Below are 20,362 nucleotides of genomic sequence, written 5' to 3'. Positions count from 1 at the left end.
AATTCAGCATGCGGGGAACAGCGTCAGCGCGCGCTGCTCGGCCGCGACCAGCAGCGGCTCCACCTCCGGCCAGAGCAGGAAGCCCTGAGCGAGCAAGGCCAGGCAGCTTTCCCGGTAGCGGTTGAGGTAGTCCTCGGCGGTCGGGTACCTGGCATTCAGCGACTCGGCGGAGAACGGCGTCATGTTCCCGGCCAGCCAGGTCATCGCCGCCGGCTCGATCGTCGGCATCCACGGTGAGGGCCGGCATGCCCCAGGCACTGGTGTGCTGTGCGGGTGGTATCGCGCGACCGGTGTGGAGATCCACGGGGTGCGGATACCTCCCAGGACGTTGCCGTGTTCGTCCCGTGCGAGGGACACCGCGTCCCCGTGGCGTTCCCCGTCGAACACGAAGCGGTCCGCGTGCGGCGGCGCCTGGCCTTCGGCGACCCACCGGTCCAGAAGGGAGAAGACGGCGCGGGCGACGAAATCCAGCCGGGCGTCACTCCTCATCTCCACGATCCGCCGGCTCGGGACCGGCAACCCGCGGCGGCGGTACTGCTCCTGGTTGGTGTTGACCTGATCCGGGCCGGTGCTGTCGTGCGAGGTACCCGCCACCTGATACAGCCGGTACCGGTCGGCCGGATCGTCGCCGTCCGGACGCAGGACCGGGCCATGGGTTTCGGACTCGACCTCACTGAGTAGTTCGATCACGGGCGCGTCTTGCCCGCCGATGGTGCGCCGACCGTCCCCCATACCGGGCAGGCCGGTGTCGTCCGACAGACCGGGGTAGCCCGCACCCGCCGCTCCTCCCGAGGAGATGCCGACGACGTAACCGTCGAAGACGGCCGCACCGCCGGGCAGCCGCCGGCGTTCGTGAAAGCCCTCGCCGAGGAATACCCGGCAGAAGCTGCCGGTCATCGACCAGCCCGAGAGGTAGGCGCGGGCGATGTCCGGTCCCTCGTCCCACAACCCGGCGGCGCGTGTGCGCAGCGCGGTGACGATGTCCGCGACGATGTCGTAGCGCAGGCTGGGCGTGGGGATCGAGAGCTCGCCGTACCGGACCGGGTCGAACTCCGTCCGCATGGATTCGGCGATGCGCGGCTCCTGAGTGATGCCCACCCAGGCCGCGCCGGTACGCATGATCCACGGGTGCAGCACGCGCCATGTGTTGGCCGTGTCGTACTCGGGATGCAGCGGTTCGGCCTGCACCACGCCGTTGAACCGCACCGGGTCCGCGGGTCGGCGGACGAGAACCCGGGTCGTGTAGGGGACGTCGGTATCGGCCGGCACCGCGCGCAGGTCGGCGTCATAGGTCCACGCGGTCGCGGTGCCTGTGACCAGGTACTCGTCTTCGCGGTACCCGGCGGAGGCGAGGTCGACGCCGAAGCCGGTTCCGGGGATCCGGGCGGCTCCGAGCGGCAACGAGCCGGCGGATGTCTCGAGCGGACGGGCGCGGAGGACTGTCATTTCGATCCTTCGGTCGTCGTCGACCGCGACTCGCGGGGGATATCGTCCTCGGCGTCCGGCGGAAGTTCGCCATAGCGGTGGCACGCGACGGCGCCGTCGACACCGGTGGGTCGTAGCACCGGTCGTTCCTGGAAGCACCGGTCCACGGCGAACCGGCAGCGGTGCGCGAACGGGCACGAGTCCCCGAGGGGCGCCGCGCCCCTGGGCTCGATCCGGTAGCTCGCACGCAGTTCACGCCGTTGTCGTTGCCGCAGCGGGTCGTGTACGGGGGCGGCGGCGAGCAGAACCCGCGTGTAGGGGTGCTGGGGCGACTGGACCACGGATGCGGCGCTGCCGGTCTCCATGACGCGTCCCCGGTAGAGGACCAGGACGCGGTCGGAGACGTGCTCGATGACGCTCAGGTCGTGGGAGATGAACAGATAGCTCACCCCCAGTTCGCGCTGGACATCGGTGAGGAGGTTGAGTATCTGTGCCTGGACGGACAGATCCAGGGCGCTGACGGCCTCGTCGCAGACGACGAGCCGGGGACGAACGATGAACGCCCGCGCGATCGCGATCCGTTGCCGCTGGCCGCCGGAGAACTGTGCGGGATAGCGGGAAGCGGCATTCTCCGGCAGTCCGACCCGGTCGAGCATTTCCGCCACCTGCCGGCGTACGTCTCCCGTCCCGCCGCGCTCCCGCCGTAGCCTGGCCACGAGCGGCTCGGCGACGGTGTAACCCACCGTCTTGGTCGGGTCCAGTGAGCTGACCGGGTCCTGGAAGACGACCTGTATGTCGGTGATCGGCTTGCGTCGCCGTACGCGACGCGGATCCAGTTCGCTGCCCTCGAAGCGTACGGTGCCGGCCGTGACGGGGGCGATCCCGAGGATCGCCTTGGCGATCGTGGACTTTCCGGAGCCCGACTCACCGACCACGCCCAGCGTTTCGCCGGGAGCGACGGTCAAATCGACGGAGTCGACGGCACGGAAGCGCTGGCGCCGCCTGCCCGGATAGTCGACGCACAGCCGCTCGACCTGAAGCAACGGGTCGGTCTTCATCGGCGTGCCTCCCCGCCCAGCAGGGTGTCCACCCTGAGGCAGCGGGAGAGCCGCCCTTCGGATATGTCCTTGACGGGTATCGCTCCTTCCGTGCATCCCGGCTGCGCGAGGTCGCACCGGCTCGCGAAGCGGCAGCCGGCCGGCCAGCGCTGTGGCGTGGGAACGGAGCCGGGAATGGCCTGGATCCGCTCTCCGATGTGGGTGTTCTCCGGGCTGGACAGCAGCAGGGCCCGCGTGTAGGGATGTGCCGGCCGGTCGAAGACCGCGCCGGCCGGCGCGGTCTCGACCACCTGGCCGGCGTACATGACCACGACTTTCGTGCAGACGTCGGCGACGACGCCCCAGTCGTGTGTGACCAGCAGGATCGCCATGTTGTTCTGCTGCTGCAGCGAGCGCAGCAGGTCGAGGATCTCCGCTTGCACGGTCACGTCGAGAGCCGTGGTGGGCTCGTCGGCGATGAGCAGTTCGGGGCGGCCGGCGATCGCCATCGCGATCGCGACCCGCTGGGCCATCCCGCCCGAGATCTGGTGAGGGAACCGGCGGGCGACGGCCTCGGGGTCGGGGATTTCGACCATGCGCAGCAGCTCGATCGCGCGGGCGTGCGCCGCCTTGCCCTTGATCCCGTCGACTGCCCGGACGACCTCCGCGACCAGGGACCCGATGCGGAAGGAGGGGTCGAGCGCGGCCATCGGTTCCTGCGAGATCATGGCGATCCGGCGGCCGCGCAGCTTACGGAACGCGCGCTGGTCCAGATCCTGCACCGGGCTGCCGTCGAAGACGACCCGTCCCGAGGTGATCTGGCAGTTGCCGGGGAGCAGCCCGATCACCGCGCGCGCCGTCATCGTCTTGCCGCTGCCCGACTCGCCGACCAGGCCGACGGTCTCTCCCGCCGCGATGTCGAAGCCGACGGCGTCGAGCAGGGTGAGTGGACGCTCACCATCGGTCGCCACCGACAGGTCGCGCACCGAGAGCAGCATGTCGGTGGCGGGTTCGGGCCGGCCCGCCGTCTCGGGCGTGCCGGTTCGCCGTTTGCGGCGTGAGGCGGGTGCGGCGGCGTACTTCTCCGCGCTGACGTCGCGGACGACGTCGCCCAGCAGGCCGAAGGCGAGCACCGTGAGCGCGATGGTCGCCCCGGGCGGCACGAGCATCCACGCGTCCTGGTTGAACACGGATGCGGCGTCGGCGACCATCCCTCCCCAGGTCGCCGCGGGCGGGGGAGGTCCCAGAGACAGGAACGTCAGACCGGTCTGCACCCCGAGAGTGACGGCCGCGAACAAGGACGCCTGGATGATGATCGCGCCGCGGCATCGGGGAAGCACGTGCCGCACGACGACCTGCAGCCGGGACAGGCCCATCAGTTCCGCCGCGGTCACGTAGAGCTCCTCGCGGGCGGTGAGCGCCGCCCCGCGGATCACCCGCATCAGGCCGGACGAGCCCAGCACGCCGAACGCGATCATGGCCGAGGTCATGCTGTGGTTGAAGATCGACAGCACCGCGAGCAGGATGATGACGACCGGCACCGACATGACCACCTCGGCGACGCGCATGGCGATCCGGTCGAAGGTGCCGCCGAGGTACCCGGCGAGCAGACCCGTCGGCAGCGCGACGATCAACAGCGTGACCACCGCCTCCAGTACGCCGAGCAGTGAGCTGCGACCGCCGTGCAGCAACCGGCTGAGCAGATCGCGTCCCAGGCTGTCGGTGCCCAGCCAGTAGCCGCCCGACGGCCCGGACCGGACCGCGGACAAGTGCTGGGCCAGCGGGTCGTACGGCGCGATGAGCGGCGCCAGCGCGCAGGCGAGGATGAGTACGACGAGGAACGCGACGACGATCGCGCCCCTGGGCGACCTCAGCACCGACCGCACCAGGCCCGTGTTCGCCGCGTTCGCCGCCGGGCGGGGCGCCGGTTCGGGCAGCGTTGTCAAGATGCCCTCACTTTCGGGTTCAGCATTCCGTATGCGAGGTCGACGAGCAGGTTGAGGATGATGACCACGACGGTGAAGTAGACGCCGATGCCGAGGATCACCGGCAGATCGTGGTCCGTGGTCGCCTGCGTGGCCAGGCTGCCGAGACCGGGGAGCACGAACACGCCCTCGACGAACACCGTGCCGCTGAGCATGGACACGGCGACCACGCCCAGCACCGTGACCACGGGGATGGCGGCATTGCGCAGCATGTGCTTGAGCACGATCCGCGACTCGGCGACACCGTTGCCGCGCAGGACCCGGATGTAGTCGGTGTCCTGCACCTCCAGCGTCGCGTCGCGGGCCTGCTTGGCCACCGCCGTGACTCCGAACAGGCTGAGCGCGATCACCGGCAGGACCAGTGAACGTAGCCAGTGACCCGGCGACTCGGCGAGCGGAACGTAGCCGGTCGCCGGGAACAGGCGGATCTTCACGGCGAACAACGCCACCAGGACGATCGCCACCCAGAAGTTCGGCAGCGCGAGCCCGGTCAGCGACAGCACGTCGACCACGCGCGCCGCCGGCCCGCCGCGGATCGCGCTGAACATCCCGAGGGCGGTGCCGGCCACGGCGCTGACCAGCACGCAGCACAGCACCAGTGACACCGTGACCCCGAGCCGGGCGTTCAACTCCGAGGTGACGGCGTCACCGGTGAACAGGGAGGCCCCGAGATCACCGTGGAACAGCCCGGAGAGCCAGTGCCAATAGCGCTCGAGCCACGGCTGGTCCAGACCCATCTGCTGGTGCAGGGCGGCGATGCCTTCCGGCGTCGCGTTCTCCCCCAGGATGGTGCGCGCCGGGTCGCCCGGCACGAGCGATTCGAGGGCGAACACCACCACCGATACCAGCAACACCAACGGAATCGACAGGGCGACCCGGTGGGCCAGCAGCTTCAGCATGTCCGTCGTCCTCCTTCCGGCGTGGACGATTTCCCGGCGCCTACTTGCTCTTCCAGGCGAGATCGGCGGTCGGAGCCACCGGCATCGGGTTGGGGTTCAGCACCGAGGTCTTGACATTGGTCAGCTTCGGGCCGACGTACAGCAGGTTCTGGGTGGAGAACACCGGGACGTACCAGGCGAGGTCGTGATAGCGCTGGGAGGCCTGCTGGTAGAGACGCGTGCGGTCGGCGCCGTCGGACGCGAATGCCTTCGCCAGCGTTGACTCCAGTTGCCGGTCCTTGTTGCCGAACGGGTTGAACAACCCATTGGAGATCTGGTTGTGCGCCTGGAACATGTCGGTCCCCGCGCTGGGAAAGATGATCGCGGGGTACTTCTTGCTCAGCGCGTCACCGCTGAACTGCCCGATACCGGTCGATTCCACGTGCAGCGTGGCCTTGATCCCGATGTCCCCGAGCGCGTGCACGATGGCCTGCGAGTAGGTGGTGTTCCGGTCGAGGAGGGATTCGGTGAGGACGGTCATCGAGAAACCGTTCGCGTAACCCGCCTCGGCCATCAGGCTCTTCGCCTTGGCCAGGTCGTAGTCGTATCCGGCCTGCGGCAGGTACCCGTCGGTTCCGGGTAGCAGCACCTGTGTGCTGGGAGCGGCGTACTGTCCGCCGAGGGCGTTCGCCAGGCCTTTGCGGTCGAGCGCGTAGGCGATCGCCTGCCGGACCCGAGCGTCGCCCAGTGGCTTACTGGTCTTCCCGGCGGAGTCGGCCAGGATCAGCGTCCAGTTGAAGAACGGTGCGGACAACACGTTCAGTTTGGCTTGTTTCGCCGCCTCGGCCGTCGAGGCGGCGCCGCCGGCGAACTGCACCTGCCCGGTCTGTGCCGCGGACAGCACGGCCTGCGCATCGCCGATGACGCGGATGGTGACCCCGCCGAACATCTGGGCGGAGGGGTTGAAATAGCCGGGGTTCTTGTCGTAGGTGTAGCGACTGTTGGTGACCGACGTCTTACCGTTGTAGACGTACTGCCCGGTTCCGTCGCTGGCCGTCAGCAGAGACTGGGGATTCGCGAGGCCCTTCGGTCCGATGATCGTCCCGATCCCGTGGTACTGCGTCATCGTCATGGCGGCGTCGGGGTTCGGGGACTTGTAAGTGACGCGCACCTTGTCCGGCCCCACGGCGGAGATCGAGTCGACCGGCCCGGCGTCGCCGACCAGGCCACCACCGGCCTTGCGGAAGTAGTTCATCGACGCCACCACCGCGTCGGCCGTCAGCGGGCTGCCGTCACTGAACTTGACCCCTTGGCGCAGGGTCATCTCGAAGACCTTGTTGTCCTGGCCGACGTAGTTCCAGGAGGTGGCCAGGTCCGGTACGAGCTTGCCATCGCCACTGAGATGGATCAGCGAGTCGTAGGCCAGCGCGGTGAAGACCGCCGAGAGCCCGTTGCCGCCCAGCGCCGGGTTGAGGCTGATCGGCGGCCCCGTGAACTGCAACGTGAGTTTCGATGACGAGGCACCGCCCGAAGACCCACCGCTGGACGACGAACACGCCGCCGCGCCGAGCAGGGTGATCGCGACAGCGCTGATCGCCCCCACCATCATCGGCGAGCGCCGTCCGCTACGTGAAGGTCTGCGCATTGTTTCCTCCTCATCTCCGGGGAGCGGCTGACCGCCTCACGCCAGCGCGGCAGTGCCGACCGTGATCGGGCAACGACGGCCGTGGCGCGGAGGCACCGCCGCCGGATCGCCGTCGAGTGTGCGGTGGATCGTATGTTCCTGATCTGCCAGGCGTCAACGGTTGTGTCGCACATTCTCCTCGGCGTACTGTTTGCGGGCGACTGGGCATGTGGATAAACGGTGCGGCTAGAAGGCTTCCCGCGAACAAAGGGATGTAGCTTGTTGCCACCAGTCGCGAGCTTATGTCGTGTTATCCGGTCCGCTGGTGGGCTCGCGATAACGGAATGGGGTGAGTGATCATGGATGCGCTCGGCCAACTCGCGGCGCTGTACGAGACACGTACCGGTCCGGTGCCCGCCGCCCTGGACGGTCGGCCGACGGTGGCGTATGTGGGCGCGGACGTTCCCGTGGAGGTTCTCTCCGCCGCCGGATTCGCCCCGTTCCGCTTTTCCGGCCGGTCCGGCGCGTACGAGTCGGCCGCGCGCTACTGCGGCCCGGGCATCGACGGGGCCGCCGTCTCCCAGCTCGCGCGGTTGCTGGATGGGGACGCGGCCGCCTCGGCCGGCCTGACGCTGTCCGCCGACTGCGAGGGCACGGTGCGATTGTTCTTGTACCTGCGCGAGATCCAGCGCCTGGAACGACGTCCGGGCATACCGCGGCTCACCTTCTTCGACCTGCTGCACCTGCCGCAACGTACGTCGGCCGTCTACAACCGGACTCGGCTGGACGCCTTCATCGCCGAGATGAGCGATTGGGCGCACCGGCCGATCACCGACGCGGACCTGCGGGATGCCGCTGCCGAGCACGACCGGGTCCGCGCGCTGATCCGTGCGGTGGGAACCGAACTCCGCAGCGCGCCGGACGGACCACGGCTGACCGGGGTCCAGGCGCTCGCGGTGATCGGCGCGGCCTTCGTCAGCTCACCGCGGGTATGGTGCGCACTGGCCGAGCAGCTGCTGGCCGACGCCGGCGATCTGCCGCGCCGGCAGGGAATCCGGGTGTTCCTCACCGGCTGCGGCCACGACAACCCGTCGGCCTACCAGTTGATCGAATCGCTCGGAGCGGTCATCGTCGGTGAGGACCACGACTGGGGCGCCCTTGCCGGCGAACGGGACATCGGACCCTCGCAGCACATCCGCAGCACGCTCGGGCGATCCCGCGCGCTGGCCGCGCCCGCATCCGCCGGGCATGCCGCGGCAGTACGCGCCGAGCAGACGGCACGGATGGCCGCCGCCTGCGGCGCGGACCTGGTCGTCGCCTGGGCTCGGCAGTACGACGACGCGCCGGCGTGGGATGTGCCGGTACAACGCGAGTCCCTCGAGCGCGTGGGCATTCCGCTCGCGACCGTTCCAGCACAGCCGTATGGCGCGGCAAGCCACGACGACGCCGCCGACCTGCTGATGAGCGCACTGCACGAACGGACCGCGGAGATGTCCCGATGAGCGAATTCACCCGAGGCCGTCGCAACGACGCCAGCCTGCCCTCCGCGAAGGCGGCCACCACCTACCAGCGGCAGTGGTTCGCCCGTCTGAAGGAGCGCGCCGCCGCCGGTGATCCGGTCGCACTCGTCAACGCCGACGCGCCGCAGGAGATCCTGCGGGCACTGGACATCCCCTATGTGGTCAACCAGTGGTGGGCATCGGTGTGCGCGGCGAAACAGCGGTCCGGCCCTTACCTCCGGCTCCTCGCCGAGCGCGGCTATCCGGCGGACCAGGAGCAGTACAACAGCCTGGCGCTGGCGTCCACGTTCGACGACGATCCCCCGTGGGGCGGGCTTCCCCCGATCAGCTTCGTCCTCGCCGAAATGACGGGGGACGCGCTACGAAAGGTGTTCGAGGCCTGGCAACGCGAACGGGGCGCCACCTTCCTCGGCTTTGAACGGACTGTTCCGCGCGAGGTGGACCCGTACTGGTGGAACCGCATCGAAAACGATTGGGAAGCACTGGTCGGCAAGCAGCGGATTGACCTGATGACCGCGGAACTGACCGGCGTCATCCGCCATCTCGAAGTCACCACCGGCCGGACCTTCGACGAGGAACGCTTCCGTACGGTGATGGACCTGGTCAACGAGCAACAGCGGTACAACCGGGCGACTCGTGACCTGATCGCCCGCACGAGCCCCGCCCCGATCACCATCGCCGACAGCATTCCCAGCGTCATGATTCCCCAATGGCATCGGGGAACGGAATGGGCCCGCGATGCGGCGCGCACCTTCTACGAAGAAGTGCGCGAACGCGCCGACAACGGCGAGTCACCGTGCCCCGACGAGCAGATCCGCCTGATGTGGGTCGGTACGGGCCTGTGGTTCGACATGGGCTTCTACAGCTGGTTCCAGGAAACGTATGGAGCGATGTTCGTCTGGTCGATGTATCTGGGCCTGGCGGCCGACGGATACATCCGACACGGCGAGGACCCCCTGCGCACTCTCGCCGGCCGCTTCGCCGCGTTCCCCGACATGATCAACGCACCGCCCTGGGCCAGCGAGTGGTACGCCAAGGAAGCCGTGCACAACCGCATCGACGGCGCCGTACACATGGCGACCACGGACCGGAGGGGCAACTACTTCGTCAACCGCGCCATCGAGGCGGCCGGTGTTCCGGTCCTGCAGATCGTCGGCGACAGCGGCGATGCGCGCAGTTGGAACCAGGAGGCCGTGCAAGCACAGGTCGCCGAGTTCATCGAGAAGCGGGTCGCACCAGTGGCCGCGCGGCGGCGAGCCCGCGAGGAGCGCCGCCGATGAGTGCCCGGCAGGACGCGACCCCACCTTCGAACCACCAAGGAACCTTCCATGACTGAGTCCACTGCCGAGATCCCCCGCCCGCTGGAGGGCGTCACCGTCGTCGACCTGACCATCGCGCTGGCCGGCCCGTACGCGACTCTCCTGCTCAGTGGTCTCGGCGCCCGCGTCATCAAGGTGGAGAACCCGGACGGGGGCGACCGGGTGCGTAACAACGCGCCCTACTTCGGCCGCGAGGGGCTGTCGATGCGGCGGCAGCACGACGACGACATGTCGCTCGGCGTGCTCGAACGGACCCGCGGCAAGGAAAGCGTGACGCTCAACCTCAAAGACCCGGCGGCCGCCGAGGTCTTCGCCGACCTCGTCCGCCACGCGGACATCGTGGTGGAGAACTACAGCCGTGGCACGGCCGATCGGCTCGGTGTCGGTTATGCGGCGGCACAGGCCGCCAATCCACGCATCGTCTACTGCTCGATCTCCGGATTCGGGGCGGGAGGCGTCCCAGGCGCGGGCAAGGCCATGGACGCGATCATCCAGGCGCTCTCCGGCACGATGATGACCTCCGGCGAGGACGGCGATCCGCCGGTGCGTGTGGGCATCCCGGTAGGGGACCTGTCCGCGCCGCTGTTCGCCGTGATCGGCATTCTCGGTGCGCTGCGCCAAGCGGAGGCCACTGGAATCGGGCAACATGTGGATGTGTCCATGCTCGGTTCCCTCACGGCGTTGGTGGCCGGCGAACAGTCCCATCTGCTCGAGCCGCTCGGCCGGTCCGGTCGCACCGGTCGCTTCATGCCGCGGCTTGCGCCGTTCGGAGTATTTCGTACCGAAGACGGATGGGTCGCGATCTGCGCCCCGGAAACGAAGTTCGCCGAAGGCGTCCTTGCCGCACTCGGGCAGCCCGAGTTGCGCCACGACGAGCGGTTCGCCAGCCGAGACGGCCGGGTGGAGCACGCCGACGAACTGCACGAGCGCATCGAGGAGTGGACGAGAACGCGCACCACAGAAGACGTCGTCGCGACTCTAGAGGCACGCGGCGTACCGTGTGCGCCGGTGCGCAGGCCGGCTGAAGCGGTGGGCGACGAGCTGTTGCTGTCCCGGGGCGACACGATGCCACTACGGCACCCGGCCTACGGGACCGCCGAGGGACTGATCGGCAGCGGCCTGCCCGTGCACTTGTCGCGTTCCCGGACCGGTTACCTTTCGTCGGTGCCGGCCCTCGGCGAGGACAACGAGCGGGTGTACCGCGATCTCCTCGGATATTCCGGTGACCGGATCGACGAGCTCGCCGGCCGGGGAGTAATCGGATGAGTCCGGCGCCGTCCCTGGACCTGCCGAGGTCACAAGCGGGCTCGTCGTCGCAGCACCTGCTGACCACGTTGCTCGGTGACTACTGGATAGGGCGCACCGAGCACCTGCCTTCCGCCGCGCTCGTCGCCCTGCTCGGTGAATTCGACATCGGCCCCACAGCGGCCCGCGCCGCGCTCAACCGCCTGGCCCGGCGAGGAGTCGTGGTCCCCTCGAAAGTGGGCCGCAACTCCTACTACGGCTTGGCGCCCGGGACCTCGGACATGCTCCTGGCCGGCGGCTACCGTTTCGTTTCGTTCGGTCAGGAGAACGAGTCCTGGGACGGGCAGTGGACCATCGCGATGTTCACCCTGTCCGAGCGCGAGCGCGAACTGCGCTACTCGGTCTACTCGCGGTTGCGCTGGCTGGGGTTCGCGCCGCTCTACGACGGCACCTGGGTCTCGGCCAGGCCGGTCGCGGAGCAAGCCCGCCAGGAGTTGGACGAGCTGGGCCTGGGAGAGGTCACCATCTTCCGTGCGGTCGAGCACACGCCGTCGGCACGGCGGCCGATCGATGCCTGGGACCTGGACGAGATCGCGGCACGCTACACCGAGTTCGTCTCCGCCTACGAACCTCTCCGCACACAGGTCCGCAACGGTGACGTCGGCGCGAGCCAGGCCCTGCTGTCCCGCACGCACATCATGGACAGTTGGCGGAGCTTCCCGGGTATCGACCCGGACCTGCCGTCGAACCTCCTGCCCAGCAGGTGGCCGCGCCGCGAAGCGTACGAACTGTTCGTCGAGGTCTACGACCAGCTTGGTTCTCTCGCCGCGATCCGGGTGCGGCAGATCGTCGAACGGTACTCCCCCGACCTCGCCGAACTGATCAAGTACAACACGACCGACGATCTTCTCGAACTCGGCCGCCAAGCTCTCGAACGGCGCCGCGTGCCGCATCAGGTGGAGACCGCCGGCAAAGCGCCCAGCCTGAACGCCACAACCTAGATGGTTGATCGTATATGGGTACGGTTCCTTTTCAGGGACTGGTTGAGCTGGGGTTTTGAGGGTTTGGTCGCACGACGCGGTGGAGATCCTGGCCGATGATCTCAACTGCAGAAACCCGCACGGGAGCCCAGCGTCCGGCGCAGGCCGAGGCCGGTTTCCCACGGGGTGGCGTTGTCGCGACGGTTCTGCAGGATCAGGACGTCGCGGGGACCATGCGCCGTGACCTTCACGGGTGCCTCGTTCGGAGCCAGTCGACACCTGCGCCAGCACGGCTTGGTCCTGGTCCGATGGCTTCCCGTCGGCCAGGTCGGCCGCGGCCTTCCAGATCTGGGTCAGCAGCGGAAGCGTCTCGTTGTGCAGCAACAGCGAATAGGTGACCTGCCGGAGAGTCAGCCCGTTCAGGGACATGGTCGTGCCCGGCACCGGGGCGGGCGTACGGTCGAGGCGGTCGGCCAGGGTCAGGTAGCTCCTGGTCACCGTGGGGATGTCAGTGCCGAGCCCGAGGGTGTCGTTGTGCGCGGCCGCGATGCGGGCGGCGTCGGGGAACCGGTCGGCCATGCCCTTGTTCCAGGTGGCGGCCTCCTGCTGCCAGACCAGGTTCGGGTCGACGTTGCCTTCGAGGATCATCCGGTCGGTGTTGCCGGGGAACAGCGCGCGGTACATCGCGCCGAGGTACGTGCCGTAGGACTGGCCCCAGTAGGAGATCTTCTTCTCCCCCAGCGCCTGGCGGACCCGGTCCAGGTCCCGCGTTGTTCGGCGTATTGAAGAACCGTATGTCGCCCACCGACGAGGCGCACTGCCGCGCGGTCGTACGCGCCTGGACGACGTTGGCCGTGATCGAGCCGTCGGCGGCGGGGTAGGGGAACAGGTCCGCCAGGTCGGGGTCGTTCAGGCGGCAGCTGATCGGCGTGCTGTGCCCGACTCCGCGGGTCGAATCCGATCAGGTCGTACCGGTCGAGGACCGACGCCGGCAGGGTCGGTGCCATCTGCCCGGGCATGTCCAGGCCCTCCAGCGCCGGTCCACCCGGATTGAGTAGCGGTGGTCGAGGCCGAAAGCGTCGCTTGGGCCGCCGGCTTACCCGAGTCCGAATCCGAGTCGGACGAACACGACGTGATCATGTTCGCCAGCACTCCGATCCCGACCGGCATCGCCACCGCGACGCGGGAATTGCCGGTCGGGAAAACGTTTTTCATCGTCAAGTCACGCCTTTCAGGCAGGTATCTGCCGCGAATGGGATGTACGGGACGGCGGGCGCGTCGGCCGATGAATCAACACCCACAACGGAATCTCAGAGATCGCTCAGGCCGGGGTCGGTGCGGCGGACGCCTTGCGCCGGCGGATCTGGCCGCGGCGCCGGGCCCGGCGCAGGAGCAGGACCGTCGTGGTCCCGCAGACCAGGAGCGCGATGATGCTCGCCTCGGGGCCGAAGCTTCCGCCGCTCAACAGCGACGAGCCGGACACCGAGCTCTTGAACAGCCCCAGCGTGTGGTCGGACGAGCCGGAGACGTTGGTCCCGAAGATGCCGCCCTCGGCGAAGTTCCAGCCCAGGTGCAGCCCGATCGGCAGCCACAGCGTACGCGTGAGGGTGTAGGCCGCGGCGAGCATCAGCCCGCCCTCGATGGCGATGGAGACCGCACCGTAAAGCGTGGCGCCGGAGTTGATCAGATGCAGCGCGCCGAACACGATCGCGGAGACCGCCATCGCGCCCCAGGTGCCGGTCTTCTCCTCGACGATGCGGAACAGCACGCCGCGGAACATCACCTCTTCGACGACGGCCACCGCGCACGTCATGCCGAACGCGCCGATGGCGGCGGCGAGGTTGCCCCACCCGTGGATGCCGTACCCGCCGAAGACGGCGATGATCGCGATGGTGACCGCGAACAGCCCGATGCCGAGCAGTGTCCCGCGGCGTACCTCGGCGACCGCGCCGGGCCGGCCCACCTCGCCCGCCTGACGGCGTTCAAGGACACGCACCATCTTGGCGTACCCCAGCAGCACGAGCCAGGCGAGAAGCGGCCCGACCAGAACCCCGACGATCAGGAGCGCGACGGCGTTGCTCTGTACGCCCGAGTAGATCGAGCCGATGACGCCGTCGGCCACCACGCTCAGCACCAGGAGCACGATCAGGCGCACCCACGCCGGTCGCGGCCCCCGCTGGGGCTTCTCCCCGCGCTGTTGCTCCACCCGTTCCTGCTCCGCCGTGGAATCGGCGTGTTTCCCCACAATGGCCTCCATCAGGTCGCGGCCTCGGATGCGGGCCGAACCGCCGGAAACGCTACGGACGGCAGGGCCGGGAATCATCACGCCGACGTGGGCAACCTGGGTAGCTCGCTCGGGGGATAACGCCGGTCAGTACCCAATGACCAGGCCGTTCTGGTAGGCGAAGACCACCACCTGTACGCGGTCACGCAACCCGAGTTTGCTCAGGACGCGCGAGACATACGTCTTGACGGTCTCGTGGCTGATCGTGAGGGCCTCGGCGATCTCGGCGTTGGACAGCCCGTGCGCGATCAGCGTCAGGACCTCACGCTCCCGGTCGGTCAGTGGCTCGGCCGGGTCCCATTCGCGTTCCGCGACACGGACCCGCGAGCCGAACCGGCCGATCAGCCGGCGGGTCACGGCGGGCGCCAGCAACGCCTCACCGGCCGCGACGGTACGCACGGCCGCCACCAGTTCGTGCGGCCGCGAGTCCTTGAGCAGAAAGCCGCTGGCCCCGGCGCGTAGCGCGTCGTAGACGTACTCGTCGAGGTTGAACGTCGTCACGACCAGCACCTTCACCGGGTCGTCCACGTCCGGGCCGGCCAGCAGCCGGGTCGCCGCGATGCCGTCCAGCAGCGGCATCCGGATGTCCATCACCATCACGTCCGGGCGCAGCCGCCGGGCGAGTTCGACCCCGGTCCGGCCGTCCTCGGCCTGACCGACCACCTCCAGGTCGGGCTGGGCGTCGATGATCGTGACGTAGCCGGCCCGGATGATGCTCTGGTCGTCGCAGACCAGCACGCGAGTCGGGCTCCCCGCCGCCTGCGGGTCGGGCATGGTCACCGCCCGCCTTCCGCCGGGATGCGGGCGTGCACGGTGAAGCCGCCGTCCGCGCGACCGCCGGCCCGCAGCTCGCCTCCGACCACGCTGACCCGCTCACGCAGCCCGGTCAGCCCGCGTCCGTCGGCCGAGCGCGGCGTGGCACTACCGGAGCCATCCGTGCTCACCTCGATGTCGACCTCGGCCGCGTCGTGGCGGACCCTGACGACCGTACGGCGGCCGGGCGCGTGCTTGAGGGCGTTGGTCAGCGACTCCTGCACGACCCGGTACGCCGCGAGCTCTGCGCCGCGGGTCATCGGCCCCTGCTCACCTACCTCGCTCAGCTCGATCGGCTGTCCCGTCGAGCGGGTCTCCTCCACCAGGTCCCGCAGGCTCCCGACCGCCGGTGCGTGCTCCGGCTCGTCGTCCACCGGGTCGAGCACGCCAAGGAAGTAGCGCAGCTCGGCCAGCGCACGGCGGCCGGTCTCGCCGATCTCGGCCAGGCCGCTCGCCACCTGGTCGGGCAAGTCGGTGGCGAGAAACGTGGTGGCGTCCGCCCGGATCACCATGTTCGTCACGTGATGGGTCACCACGTCGTGCAGCTCCCGGGCGATGCGCGCACGTTCTTCCGCGATCGCCGCGTCGGCGGCCTGCCGCCGGCGTTCGGCCTCCTGCCGGGCGCGCGCCCGCATCCAGGCGCCCACCGACCAGCTGCCGGCATAGGCGATCAGAAAGAACGCGAGGAAGTCGACCGGGCGTTCGGGTGAGCCCTGGGCCTCCACCACGACCGCGAGGACGATGTACCCGGCGATCCCGGCGACGGCCGGCACCCGGCGAAAGCGGTCCTGGTACGCCCCGACGCTGTACAGCGCGACGATCAGACCCTCGCTGGCGAACGTGGGCGGATAGCCGAACATCTCGTGGACGGCGAACGCGACGGCGATGACCGTCAGACACAGGCCCGGCCGGATACGGCGCACGACCAGGGGAAGGCATTGGGCGAACAGGAGCACGAGAGCGAATGCGTCGACGGGACGGCGGGCGTGCTCCGCCATGATCATGCCCTCGTGCGCCACGCCGGGGGTGAACGCCAGGACCGCGACGAGCGCTGCCAGCGCACCGTCACGCACGGCCAGAACGCGCGCCCGCCACCACCTCGGGATCAGCAGGATCCGATCCGGCATCGCCGGCATGTTCCCGAACACGCAGAGAGCCTAACGGCGCGGGCAGCGTCCCGACTCAGGTCATGGCGCATCGTCCGCTGGCGATGACGATCGCACCGCGCCCCGCGGCCGCGCCGAACCTCTCCAGGCCGACACCTCAGGGGCCGACACGCCCGCCCGGCCTTACATCAACGACCACTCGCTGACCGGCGCCTCGAGGCGGTCGTCCACCCCTCCTGACCACCGTGCCGAATACGTGCCCAAATTCCGTCGGGCGACTGAATCGGCATGTGTTCGCGCACGCCGTTTGCGTGACGTTCGGACGAGCCGGAGCTGGACCAAGCCCTCGCCCACGGCGCCCGCGCGGCCTGGCCTCGTGGTCGTTCATCGCAGGACCCTTCCCGCCATCTCGGTCACGAGATCGTCAACGGTACGGGTGCCCTCCAGGCACAGGTCGGCATGGTCACGTCCGGGCAGGACGTGGTCGAGGTAGCCGGCGCGACCTCGCTCCAGGTAGCCGCGGATGCTGGGTGCGATGTCGGCTCCGGCCTCCAGCTTGCGCAACATCTTGCGGGCCAGCCCGATGTCCATGGGGATCTCCAGCCACACCTTCAGGTCCGCCTTTGAGCGCACGGCGTCGAGGGTGAGGGCGAAGATGCCTTCGGCGATGACCAGCTCAGTACCGGCGGCGCGATGCCGGTCGATCTGTTCGAGGACGACGTCGACATCGAGATTGGCCGGATCGCTGAAGTCCACCCATCCGCCGGGCGGTGCCGGACGGTAGTAAGCGTCCATGCCCACGACCGGCACCGCCAGCGTGCGGCCCAGCGCCTCGGCCAGTACCGATTTCCCGGATCCGGGAAGCCCGGAGATCGCCACGAGACGCTGCGCGGAAGACATTGCCGCTCCGAGGAGTGAGTGTGAGTGACGTACAGGCCCAGGACGAATCATTCGAGATAGGGACCGATTCCGCCGACGCCATGCCGTACCCCGCACAGCTTGGCATTGACGTCGAGTGTCTCAGGGCTGACCTCGGTGAGGTAGGCGCATACGCCGATGCGCGGACGCTGTCCGGCGACGGCTTTGGCTTCGGGCGTGGCTTGGACAGGATCGATGACCTGCTCGCCGGGATACTGCAGGCGGTGGCGCCGCACCAGGCGTCGGCGTCGCATCCCGACACCGTAATGATCAGACGACAGTCGGAGATGTGAACTCACCAGTCCCCCATGAGTGTCATGTCGGGCACGGATCGTCGAGGCGGCGGGCCAACTCGAGCATCACGAGCGCCCGCGCCGTCTCGGTCGCGGTGAAGGGCAAGCCCGGCCGGTGCAGGCGGATCGGGCGGCCCGTCGCGGGCGCCAGCAACAATGTCTCGCGGCTGCGGGCCCGGCCGGCGGGCAGGGGGTGCGCGTCGAGCATCGCGGCCAGCGCGGCCGGCAGCCGGCGGGGATCGGCCCCCACGGATGAGGCCAGCAGCAGCGCGCGGGTGATCGGGTCGACGAGCTGGTGCATGGTGGCCGGCAGGACGCTCACCTCCCGGCCACCGGCCGAGGTGAGCGCCCTCACCAGAGTCTCGGCCGGTATCGGTGCCGGCATCCGTACATAGAGCTCGTCGACGGTGCCGCCGAGGTCGGACTGGCTGTTCAGCGACATGATGTTCCCACCGGCGGCCGCGATCGCGGCGGCCAGCGCGGCGAGCTGACCCGGTGTGTCGCGTACCTGGGCGCGTACCCGCCACAAGCGGGCCGGCGGCGACGCGATCACGTCCCGAGGGCGCGACCGGCGGTGCGCCCACCATAGGTGCGCAGCGACGAGCGCACACAGGGCGACGCCGAGGCTGATCAGTATCACCGAGCCGGACTCGCGATGCCCCAGCGCCGTGGAGAAGACGTGCGCGATGCCGGCCGCGATGAACAGGGCGCCGAACTCGACGGCCTCGCGCCGCCATGTCCCCCGGTGGCCGGGCGCATGGCCACGGCGGATCTTGAGTCGCATGACAACCACGATGCGGAGCCTTCGTTGCGACGGTGGACACACAGGGTGACACCGATGTAACGACGTCACTCGGCAGGCACGCCACGGCTTCTCCATCCGCGCGGCGGGACGCCCCGACATCGTTCGTCTACCCGGCCTGCCCAAGTTGCCGTCGATACGCTGAACGATCAGATGGCGGCGCAAAAAAGCGTCTTCGTGCATGGCCCGGCGATGTCCCGGCCTGCCGCCGCTTCGCCGATGACGACCCAGCGGAGATGTCGATGAGCTCGCCGACGTGGCCTGCCTTGCTGAACGCCTTGCTGGCCGGAAAAGATCTGACCGCCGCCGAGGCCGGGTGGGCGATGCGTCAGGTCATGGCCGACGACGTCGAGCCCGTGGCGCTGGCCGGATTCCTCGTGGCGCTGCGCGCCAAGGGCGAGACCGCGCAAGAGATGGCCGGCATGATCGAGGCGATCTTGTCCGCCATCGGCCCAGTCCCCATGACCGTCGACGCCGTCGACGTGGTCGGCACCGGCGGGGACCAAGCTCACACCGTGAACATCTCCACGATGGCCGCGATCGTGGTGGCCGCTGCCGGAATCCCGGTGATCAAGCACGGCGGCCGGTCGGTCTCCAGTTCCTCCGGGTCCGCGGACGTCCTCGAAGCGCTCGGTATCCGCCTCGACCTGTCACCGGCCGACGCGGCACGCTGCCTGGACCAGGCGGGGATCTGCTACCTGTTCGCGCCTCACTTCCACCGCGGGCTGCGGCATGCCAGCCCCATCCGCCGCACACTCGGCGTCCCAACCGTGATCAACTACATCGCACCGCTGGTCAACCCCGCCCAACCACGATTCGGATGCGTGGGATGCGCCAACGCCGACGTGGCGCCCGTGCTCGCCGAAGTGCTCGCCGCACGCGGCTGCACGGTGCTCGTCGTGCGTGGGAACGACGGCCTGGATGAGATCTCCACCGCCACCTCGACCCGCGTGTGGGTAGTGAAGGACCAGACCATCACCTCGACCCTCATCGACGCCGCCGACTTCGGCCTGCCGCGGTCCCAGCCCGCCGACCTGCGCGGCGGTGACGCCCACCACAACGCCGTGGTGGTACGCCGCCTCGTCGAAGGCGAAGCCGGTCCGATCCGGGACGCCGTGCTGATCAACGCGGCCGCCGCGATCGCCTCCTACCGCGGCCTGAACGGCGCGCTGCACGACGCGCTCGCCGCCGGGCTGGGCGAGGCGGCTGCGGCCATCGACTCCGGCGGCGCCAAAGACGTGCTGGACCGCTGGGCGCACGCCGCCTCGATCATCGGGACCTGACTCTGCCGATTGGCGGGGCCCGAACGCCGGCCAGCGCACGTACGCGCGGATGCGGTCACACCTCGGAGAAAACGCTCTCCCACTCCTTGCCTTGATCGATCCGCTTCGGCAACTGTCCGCATTCCCCCACCGAGCGACCCATCAAGGCCGGTGACAGCGGCGTACGACAGTCCCAACGTCAGGGAGTTGTCGGGCTCGGTAAGACCGCCGGCGGCGACCTGCCGGCGCAGGCAGCAGCTCACCACCCAACCCGTTTCCTCCATAACTCCCTGACTGCGGCGGCCTGCGCTCCACCTTGCCGCTGGGCGACACCCATCCCCGTACGCGATGCTTCACGAGCAGGACGTGGCTGAAGGCTGTCCAAGAGGATCGTCTACTCGCGGTCAGCCCTGCTGCCGCGTGCTCAGGTACCCCGTGAGGCGCTCACTGTGGGCCGGATCGGCAGCGGACTGCGGCGGAGGGAAATGCTGGTCGGAATAGCCGTCGGTCAACGCCCGCATCGGCAGTACGGTGCCACCCCTTGTGGAACAGACAGCCTTCTGAATGCTGGGATGCAGCAGCGTGGTGTCGGGGACGATCCAGGTCGTGGCGCCGCGCATGCCGTCGGTGAGTCGGTAGACGGGCCCGCGCGTTCACCGGTCCTGGACTGCTCGATCTGGTCTCTTGGCAAGGCACCACCACCGTCCCCGACACGGCGAAGTTCCGGGCTCTGCTGGATGCCTATGTCGTCGCTGGAGGACCTCCTGAGGTTCTCCCTGACCGGGGTGGGCTGCCGGTCGAGCGGTGGAGCATCCTCTGGCACCGGATCTGGATCATCGACTGGTACCTGTTCCAGGCCCTCCACGGGCTC

Annotated in this window: 18 protein-coding genes and 2 pseudogenes; 7 read left to right on the top strand and 13 right to left on the bottom strand. The window is 69.0% G+C overall.

Annotated elements, in window-relative coordinates; translation table 11 throughout:
* Positions 1 to 3: 3 nt before the first annotated feature.
* Genes QSK37_RS31310 through QSK37_RS31290 form a run of 5 tightly spaced genes read right to left on the bottom strand, consistent with a single transcriptional unit; the run spans position 4 to position 6,826 of the window.
* Positions 4 to 1,446: an alpha/beta hydrolase domain-containing protein gene (locus QSK37_RS31310; RefSeq protein WP_285628411.1), complete on the bottom strand. Its 1,443-nt coding sequence runs from the start codon at positions 1,444 to 1,446 to the stop codon at positions 4 to 6.
* Positions 1,443 to 2,483 carry an oligopeptide/dipeptide ABC transporter ATP-binding protein gene (locus tag QSK37_RS31305; RefSeq protein WP_285628408.1) on the bottom strand — a complete coding sequence of 347 codons (1,041 nt, stop codon included), beginning with the start codon at positions 2,481 to 2,483 and terminating at the stop codon, positions 1,443 to 1,445. The genes QSK37_RS31310 and QSK37_RS31305 overlap by 4 nt, the downstream gene beginning before the upstream one ends.
* Positions 2,480 to 4,408 (bottom strand): dipeptide/oligopeptide/nickel ABC transporter permease/ATP-binding protein, encoded by a 1,929-nt coding sequence (locus QSK37_RS31300; protein WP_285628405.1) that lies wholly within the window; start codon positions 4,406 to 4,408, stop codon positions 2,480 to 2,482. The genes QSK37_RS31305 and QSK37_RS31300 overlap by 4 nt, the downstream gene beginning before the upstream one ends.
* Positions 4,405 to 5,346 carry an ABC transporter permease gene (locus QSK37_RS31295; RefSeq protein WP_285628402.1) on the bottom strand — a complete coding sequence of 314 codons (942 nt, stop codon included), beginning with the start codon at positions 5,344 to 5,346 and terminating at the stop codon, positions 4,405 to 4,407. Before QSK37_RS31295 ends, QSK37_RS31300 begins: the two co-directional genes overlap by 4 nt.
* Positions 5,347 to 5,386: 40 nt before the next feature.
* Complete coding sequence (locus QSK37_RS31290) at positions 5,387 to 6,826, bottom strand: ABC transporter substrate-binding protein (protein WP_285628399.1); 1,440 nt, start codon at positions 6,824 to 6,826, stop codon at positions 5,387 to 5,389.
* Here QSK37_RS31290 and QSK37_RS31285 point away from each other — a divergent pair.
* The 5 genes from QSK37_RS31285 to QSK37_RS31265 all read left to right on the top strand — a co-directional run bounded on the left by QSK37_RS31285 (position 6,816) and on the right by QSK37_RS31265 (position 12,034).
* Positions 6,816 to 7,001 (top strand): hypothetical protein, encoded by a 186-nt coding sequence (locus QSK37_RS31285; RefSeq protein ID WP_285628396.1) that lies wholly within the window; start codon positions 6,816 to 6,818, stop codon positions 6,999 to 7,001. The two genes, QSK37_RS31290 and QSK37_RS31285, sit on opposite strands and share 11 nt — an antisense overlap.
* Before the next feature lie 307 nt (positions 7,002 to 7,308).
* Complete coding sequence (locus tag QSK37_RS31280; protein WP_285628393.1) at positions 7,309 to 8,451, top strand: 2-hydroxyacyl-CoA dehydratase family protein; 1,143 nt, start codon at positions 7,309 to 7,311, stop codon at positions 8,449 to 8,451.
* Positions 8,448 to 9,749: a 2-hydroxyacyl-CoA dehydratase subunit D gene (locus QSK37_RS31275; protein ID WP_285628390.1), complete on the top strand. Its 1,302-nt coding sequence runs from the start codon at positions 8,448 to 8,450 to the stop codon at positions 9,747 to 9,749. The genes QSK37_RS31280 and QSK37_RS31275 overlap by 4 nt, the downstream gene beginning before the upstream one ends.
* Positions 9,750 to 11,054: a CaiB/BaiF CoA transferase family protein gene (locus QSK37_RS31270; protein ID WP_285628387.1), complete on the top strand. Its 1,305-nt coding sequence runs from the start codon at positions 9,750 to 9,752 to the stop codon at positions 11,052 to 11,054.
* On the top strand, positions 11,051 to 12,034 hold the full coding sequence (locus tag QSK37_RS31265; RefSeq protein WP_285628384.1) for a PaaX family transcriptional regulator: 984 nt from the start codon (positions 11,051 to 11,053) through the stop codon (positions 12,032 to 12,034). Before QSK37_RS31270 ends, QSK37_RS31265 begins: the two co-directional genes overlap by 4 nt.
* 101 nt (positions 12,035 to 12,135) lie before the next feature.
* Here the strand turns inward: QSK37_RS31265 and QSK37_RS31260 are convergent.
* The 6 genes and pseudogenes from QSK37_RS31260 to QSK37_RS31240 all read right to left on the bottom strand — a co-directional run.
* A pseudogene (locus QSK37_RS31260) lies at positions 12,136 to 12,291 on the bottom strand (alpha/beta hydrolase); the annotation flags it as partial.
* Between the two features lie 283 nt (positions 12,292 to 12,574).
* Positions 12,575 to 12,796 (bottom strand): annotated as a pseudogene (locus QSK37_RS51855) (alpha/beta fold hydrolase); the annotation flags it as partial.
* Positions 12,797 to 13,334: 538 nt separating this feature from the next.
* Positions 13,335 to 14,258: a CPBP family intramembrane glutamic endopeptidase gene (locus QSK37_RS31255; protein WP_285628381.1), complete on the bottom strand. Its 924-nt coding sequence runs from the start codon at positions 14,256 to 14,258 to the stop codon at positions 13,335 to 13,337.
* A gap of 126 nt (positions 14,259 to 14,384) precedes the next feature.
* Positions 14,385 to 15,071: a response regulator gene (locus QSK37_RS31250; RefSeq protein WP_285628842.1), complete on the bottom strand. Its 687-nt coding sequence runs from the start codon at positions 15,069 to 15,071 to the stop codon at positions 14,385 to 14,387.
* 2 nt (positions 15,072 to 15,073) lie between these two features.
* The gene (locus QSK37_RS31245; RefSeq protein WP_285628377.1) at positions 15,074 to 16,237 is read right to left on the bottom strand and encodes a sensor histidine kinase; all 1,164 of its coding nucleotides are present in this window, start codon (positions 16,235 to 16,237) and stop codon (positions 15,074 to 15,076) included.
* A gap of 363 nt (positions 16,238 to 16,600) precedes the next feature.
* A complete protein-coding gene (locus QSK37_RS31240) occupies positions 16,601 to 17,116 on the bottom strand; it encodes a uridine kinase family protein (protein ID WP_285628375.1) in 516 nt (171 codons plus the stop codon).
* Positions 17,117 to 17,136: 20 nt separating this feature from the next.
* Here QSK37_RS31240 and QSK37_RS31235 point away from each other — a divergent pair, with 20 nt between their 5' ends.
* Entirely contained in the window at positions 17,137 to 17,427 is a 291-nt protein-coding gene (locus QSK37_RS31235; RefSeq protein WP_285628372.1) for a hypothetical protein, read from the top strand.
* Between the two features lie 22 nt (positions 17,428 to 17,449).
* Here QSK37_RS31235 and QSK37_RS31230 read toward each other — a convergent pair whose 3' ends face one another.
* A complete protein-coding gene (locus QSK37_RS31230) occupies positions 17,450 to 18,211 on the bottom strand; it encodes a hypothetical protein (protein WP_285628369.1) in 762 nt (253 codons plus the stop codon).
* Positions 18,212 to 18,471: 260 nt separating this feature from the next.
* On the opposite strand from QSK37_RS31230, the gene trpD reads away from it, so the two are divergent.
* On the top strand, positions 18,472 to 19,512 hold the full coding sequence (trpD, locus tag QSK37_RS31225) for an anthranilate phosphoribosyltransferase (protein WP_349498002.1): 1,041 nt from the start codon (positions 18,472 to 18,474) through the stop codon (positions 19,510 to 19,512).
* A 383-nt stretch (positions 19,513 to 19,895) separates the two neighbouring features.
* On the opposite strand, the gene QSK37_RS31220 is transcribed toward trpD, so the two are convergent.
* On the bottom strand, positions 19,896 to 20,111 hold the full coding sequence (locus QSK37_RS31220) for a hypothetical protein (RefSeq protein WP_285628363.1): 216 nt from the start codon (positions 20,109 to 20,111) through the stop codon (positions 19,896 to 19,898).
* Positions 20,112 to 20,362: the final 251 nt, after the last annotated feature.

It is taken from the genome of Actinoallomurus iriomotensis, assembly GCF_030269445.1.
Taxonomy (GTDB): Bacteria; Actinomycetota; Actinomycetes; order Streptosporangiales; family Streptosporangiaceae; genus Actinoallomurus; species Actinoallomurus iriomotensis.
Note: the sequence above shows the minus strand (reverse complement) of the source record. Positions and strands in the feature narration are given on the sequence as shown.